Origin of the sequence: Acinetobacter sp. AL9, assembly GCF_041464035.1 — a bacterium.
Lineage (GTDB): Bacteria > Pseudomonadota > Gammaproteobacteria > Pseudomonadales > Moraxellaceae > Acinetobacter > Acinetobacter towneri.
Map to the genome: position 1 here is coordinate 1 of NZ_JAYFSK010000090.1, position 6,011 is coordinate 6,011.

Annotated in this window: 5 protein-coding genes; 2 read left to right on the top strand and 3 right to left on the bottom strand. The window is 41.4% G+C overall.

What is annotated here, in order from left to right:
- From ACEO2X_RS13000 to crp, 3 genes are all read right to left on the bottom strand, one after another.
- On the bottom strand, window positions 1-161 hold a 161-nt coding region (locus ACEO2X_RS13000; RefSeq protein WP_141214585.1), incomplete at its 3' end, for a transposase.
- 143 nt (window positions 162-304) lie between these two features.
- A complete protein-coding gene (locus ACEO2X_RS13005) occupies window positions 305-1,354 on the bottom strand; it encodes an NADP(H)-dependent aldo-keto reductase (RefSeq protein ID WP_096901060.1) in 1,050 nt (349 codons plus the stop codon).
- Between the two features lie 204 nt (window positions 1,355-1,558).
- Window positions 1,559-2,263 carry a cAMP-activated global transcriptional regulator CRP gene (crp, locus tag ACEO2X_RS13010; RefSeq protein WP_167845925.1) on the bottom strand — a complete coding sequence of 235 codons (705 nt, stop codon included), beginning with the start codon at window positions 2,261-2,263 and terminating at the stop codon, window positions 1,559-1,561.
- 148 nt (window positions 2,264-2,411) lie between these two features.
- On the opposite strand from crp, the gene ACEO2X_RS13015 reads away from it, so the two are divergent.
- Both ACEO2X_RS13015 and clpB read left to right on the top strand, forming a co-directional pair.
- The gene (locus ACEO2X_RS13015; RefSeq protein ID WP_004971563.1) at window positions 2,412-2,834 is read left to right on the top strand and encodes an OsmC family protein; all 423 of its coding nucleotides are present in this window, start codon (window positions 2,412-2,414) and stop codon (window positions 2,832-2,834) included.
- Between the two features lie 311 nt (window positions 2,835-3,145).
- Complete coding sequence (gene clpB / locus ACEO2X_RS13020) at window positions 3,146-5,725, top strand: ATP-dependent chaperone ClpB (RefSeq protein WP_004971561.1); 2,580 nt, start codon at window positions 3,146-3,148, stop codon at window positions 5,723-5,725.
- The last annotated feature ends 286 nt before the right edge of the window (window positions 5,726-6,011 follow it).

Below are 6,011 nucleotides of genomic sequence, written 5' to 3' on the forward strand. Positions count from 1 at the left end.
CGACTGACAAGGTTGGCATTAATACTATGTTGCAGTGCGACCGAAGCGATCGAGGTATTAGGATTTTTGCAGGCATTGACAATACTGAGTTTGAATTCTTTGCTGTATTTTCGGCGTTTTTTAGCAACAGGAGGTGTTGCTGAATATATATCCATGTTCATGGATTAAGTCCCCACTTGTTTTTAGGTGGGAACTAAATTAAGGCTTATAGGATCGCTTGGTAAGGCTGTGTTAGCCGGATGCTTACGAGTTATTGCTGAGTTCATATTTTTAATTTCATTTTAAAGCAGTGCTTAAAATAAAATTAGGGCGCTGGATTGGGTTGTTGACGATGAATGGCTTCAATGCCTTGTAAAATTTCATCTGATAAGGTGATGTCAAAGGCATCAATATTTTCTTTGAGTTGTGCCATATTGGTCGCGCCAATAATGGTACTTGTCACAAAAAATTGCTGCTTGATAAATGCCAGCGCCAGTTGCGTCAAACTCAAGCCGTGTTGTTCTGCAAGTTGGGCGTATTGCTCGGTTGCCCATTCGCTTTGTGGATTACTGTAACGGCTAAAACGTGAATATAGCGTGACACGTGCATTGGCAGGGCGTGCGCCATGACGGAATTTACCAGTTAAATAACCAAAAGCCAAAGGTGAGTAGGCGAGTAGTCCAACACCTTCATAATGGGCGATTTCAGACATGCCAATTTCATAAGTACGATTCAGCAGGTTATATGGATTTTGTACGCTGACAAATTTACTTAATCCTAATTGTTCTGCCAAGTGTAAAAACTTCATGGTGCCCCAAGGGGTTTCATTCGACAGACCTATATAGCGAATCCGTCCTTTTTGAATTTCTTGTTGCAACGCGGTTAAGGTTTCAGCAAGGTCGGTTATTTCTTGCGTATTTTGTGCTTCTTGGTTGCCATAACCGAGTTTGCCAAAAAAGTTGGTTGGACGCTGCGGCCAGTGCAGTTGGTATAAGTCGATATAGTCGGTTTGCAGACGTTTTAAATTACCATCTAGCGCAGAATGAATATCCTGTGCGTTAAAGCGGGTTTTGCCATCTCGAATATGACTGCCGCCTTGCGAAGGGCCTGCAATTTTAGAGGCGAGAAATATTTTGTCACGTCCGCCACGTTGGTGCAGCCAGTGACCAATCATGGTTTCAGTTGCCCCTTGGGTTTCTACTTTAGGTGGAACAGGGTACATCTCTGCGGTATCCCAAAAATATAAGCCTCGTTCTAGTGCATAATCGAGTTGTTGAAAGGCTTCTTGCTGGGTATTTTGTTCACCAAATGTCATGGTGCCTAAACAGATTTCTGGAACTAGAATGCCTGTTTTTGCCAAAGGTCTAAATTGCATCTTAGCATCTCGCTTAACATTGTCTTTATGAAGTCATGTCCTAAGAGGCTAAACCATTTTGAGCCGCTTGTGGCAGTTAAAATTGCTGATGCTTTGTAATGGTCGTAAGAATTATATTTTTATAGTTGAAAATGGCTATAAGTTATATACAGGCAATAAAAAAGCAAATCCGAAGATTTGCTTTTTGCTTAGCATGTGCATGGCTTATTCGTCATCAAAGTCGCCATCAGTGGCTTCATTTTGCTCCAAAGAAGCATCAAAAATCAGAATGGCTTTACCATCAGTTTCAATCATGCCTTGCTCTTCAAGTGTTTTCAGTACACGACCAACCATTTCACGTGAACAACCTACAATGCGGCCAATTTCCTGACGTGTAATACGAATTTGACGACCGTTTGGCAAAATCATGGCTTCTGGCTGCGCAGAAAGATCAATCAAGCAACGTGCAATACGGCCAGACACATCTATAAAGGCAAGGTCAGTTACTTTACGTGTGGTATTTTTTAAACGACGTACCAGCTGTGCAAAAACAGCATAGCTTAAATCGGGATATTGTTTGCTGAGTTCGTGGAAATTTTCATAAGTAATTTCTGCGATTTCACAGACATCACGAGTACGAACCTCTGCAGTACGTTGTGGATTCGATTCAAACAGACCCATTTCCCCAAAAAAGTCGCCTGGATTCAAATACGCAACCACAATTTCACGATCATCATCTTCGCGAAGAATAATTGATACTGAACCTTTTAAAATCAAATATAATGATTTTGATTCAGTCCCTGCATCAACAATAGTTGTCCGTTTTGGATAACGGTTGATGTATGCACGTTTTAATAATGCTTTGACTGAGTCAGGCAGTTGTCCTGGGGACAATGCATCAGTACTCAGCTGTGAAAAGTTGGAAGTCATGCTAACGGTTCCGAAAATGGATAAATAATAGATCGCACAAGACCTAAGCTGAACTTGTCACACAGTAGAGATGAAATTCCTTATCAACTCAAGTTATGTTAGTGTACAAATACCCGTGTAAATTTATAGCTTTTTTTAGGTAGTTGCAATGCAAACAAGTGTTCAGTGGTTAGAGAACGTTGCTTTTGAAGCCAAATCGGAAAGTGGTCATTCTGTGGTGATGGATGGATCTGCAGAATATGGCGGTGAAAACCGTGGTCCACGTCCTATGGAGTTAATCTTAATGGGACTTGGTGGTTGTGCTTCATTCGATATTGTGACTATTTTAAAGAAATCACGCCAAGAAGTGACGCATGTTGAATGTCAGTTAAAAGCAGAACGTGCCGATAGCATCCCTGCCGTGTTCACCAAAATTCATTTGCATTTTGTGGTCAAAGGGAAGGCTGTCAAGGAAAAGCAGGTTGCGAAGGCGGTTGAACTTTCAGCAGAAAAGTACTGTTCTGCCAGTAAAATGCTATCTGATGGTGGCGTCGAAATTAGCCATGATTTTGAAATTATTGAACAAGATTAAGCTTTGACTGATAGGTCATACAATGGTTGGTATATTTTGCCAATCATTGTAACTAAATATTTCAAATGGCATAAATAACAATCAAAAGCCTTTAATTGATTGATATGCAAGTGTATGTCAATGACTCAACTAAAATAAAAAATTACCAGACTAAACTTGAAATTTACTTTAATCAGTCCAATATTATTACTGAAATCTATCTGTTAATTTTAATTAAGATTTTAAAAAATATATAAAAAATTTAATTGAAATTTACGCCTGCGTTCCCATATATCCATCAAGTACACAATTTGTTGTGAGGAATAACAAGAATGCGTTTTGAAAAGTTTACCAACCGACTACAGCAAGCTTTATCCGATGCCCAATCTCTTGCGATAGGGAAAGATCATACTGCCATTGAAGGCATTCACTTATTGGCGACTTTGCTCGAAGAAGCTTCCAATGTTAGTTTATTACAACAAGCAGGCGCAAACCTACGTGATTTGCAAAGCAAATTACAGCAAGCGATTGCTGATGCACCGACTTTGGCCAATCCAACAGGCGATATCAACTTAAGTCCAGATGCGGTTAAAGCCTTGAATTTGGCTGACAGTTTTGCCCAAAAAGCAGGTGATGAGTTCTTGTCAACCGATTGGTTGATGCTGGGTTTGACCGAAGTGGGCGCGACCAAAACACTACTGAACAGTGTAGGCGTGACCTCAGATAGTTTGCGTAGCGTGATTGACAAAATTAGAGGGGATGAAAAAGTCATGAGCAATAATCACGAAGATCAACGTGACTCACTCAATAAATATACCATCGATTTAACCGAACGTGCGTTGGCGGGCAAGCTAGACCCTGTAATTGGTCGTGATGATGAAATTCGCCGTACCGTTCAGGTGTTGTCACGCCGTACCAAAAACAACCCAGTACTCATTGGTGAACCTGGTGTGGGTAAAACTGCGATTGTTGAAGGTTTGGCTCAGCGTATTGTGAATGGTGAAGTGCCAGAAAGCTTAAAAGGTAAACGTGTTTTATCTTTAGATTTGGGCTCATTGTTGGCAGGTGCGAAATATCGCGGTGAGTTTGAAGAACGCCTAAAAGCGGTCTTAAAAGACTTGGCGAAACAAGAAGGTGAAGTCATCTTATTTATTGATGAATTACACACACTTGTGGGTGCAGGTAAAGGCGATGGTGCCATGGATGCAGGCAATATGTTGAAACCTGCATTGGCGCGTGGCGAATTGCGCTGCGTCGGTGCCACTACTTTAGATGAGTATCGTCAATATATTGAAAAAGATGCGGCTTTAGAGCGTCGTTTCCAAAAAGTATTGGTTGATGAGCCAAGTGTAGAAGACACCATTGCAATTTTACGAGGTCTGAAAGAACGCTACGAAGTGCACCACGGGGTTAAAATTTTAGATTCGGCGATTATTGCCGCCGCTAAAATGTCGCACCGTTATATCACTGACCGTCAACTTCCCGACAAGGCAATTGATTTGGTGGATGAGGCAGCGTCACGGATTAAAATGGAGCTAGATTCTAAGCCTGAAGCCTTAGATAAATTAGAGCGCCGTTTAATTCAATTAAAACTGCAACTTGAAGCCGTGAAGAAAGATGAAGATGCAGGCAGCCGTGCTGAAGTTGCACATCTGGAAAAACAAATTATTGAAGTTCAAAATGAATACAATGATTTGGAAGAAGTTTGGAAAGCGGAAAAAACCTTGGTTGAAGGCACTAAGCAAATTCAGACTCAGCTTGATCAGGCACGTATGGCATTGCAAAAAGCGCAGCGTGAAAATGACTTGGCGGAAATGTCACGTTTACAATACGGTGTGATTCCTGAGTTGGAAAAACAACTGGCACAAGATGAGTTGGTTGAAGAGAAAGAAGAACCAAAATTATTGCGTAACAAAGTTACGGACAATGAAATTGCTGAAGTCGTGAGTGCTGCAACGGGCATTCCTGTATCGAAAATGCTGCAGGGTGAACGTGAAAAATTGCTACACATGGAAGATTTCTTGCATAACCGTGTGGTGGGGCAAGATGAAGCTGTGGTGGCGGTGTCGAATGCGGTACGTCGTTCACGCGCAGGTTTGTCTGATCCTAACCGTCCAAGTGGTTCGTTCCTGTTCCTTGGCCCAACAGGGGTAGGTAAAACAGAATTGACCAAAGCGTTAGCGAACTTCTTGTTTGACAGCGATGACGCCATGATTCGGATTGATATGTCTGAATTTATGGAAAAACACTCGGTCAGCCGTTTGGTCGGTGCGCCTCCAGGCTATGTCGGTTATGAAGAAGGTGGTGTATTAACCGAAGCAGTACGTCGTAAACCGTACAGTGTGGTGCTGTTTGATGAGGTGGAAAAAGCCCATCCAGACGTATTTAACATCTTGTTGCAGGTGTTGGATGACGGACGCCTAACCGACTCGCAAGGTCGCGTGGTGGACTTTAAGAACACTGTAATTGTGATGACTTCTAACTTGGGTTCACACGAAGTACGTGAATTGGGTGACAATCCAACACGTGAAGAAGTGCGTACCGTGGTCATGGCCGCAGTTTCACAACATTTCCGCCCTGAGTTTATTAACCGTATTGATGAGTTGGTGGTGTTCCATTCACTGGAAAAAGCACAAATTCGTGGCATTGCCGATATTCAATTGGATCGTTTACGTGCGCGTTTAAGCGAACGCGACTTGAGCTTGTCGATAGACGATACTGCATTTGATCAATTGATTGAAGCAGGTTTTGACCCAGTCTACGGTGCGCGTCCATTGAAACGTGCAATTCAGCAACAAGTGGAAAACACATTGGCGCAAAAAATCCTCGCAGGTGACTTTGTTGCAGGTGATACGATTTTAATTAAAGCTGAAAATGGTCATTTGCTGTTTGAAAAAATGAAACTCAGCTAATTGGCTATGTGTAAGCAACTTTTAAGAAACCCAGCTTCGGCTGGGTTTTTTATGACTGACAATTTAGGTCACATAAGTAAAATTTTTGGTAAAAAATGACAGCTATTTTTAATATTTTGTGATGAATATTATATTTAAGTGATTTATTTGCAAAACAATTATCTCGCAGATTCAAATCTCAAGTGCAACACATTTGTAGTTAGTTGAAAAAGTTAGGTGTATTCATAGAATCATTAGACTTTTTCAACCCGCAATTGGAAAGCACACAATGAAGAAATACACCCAA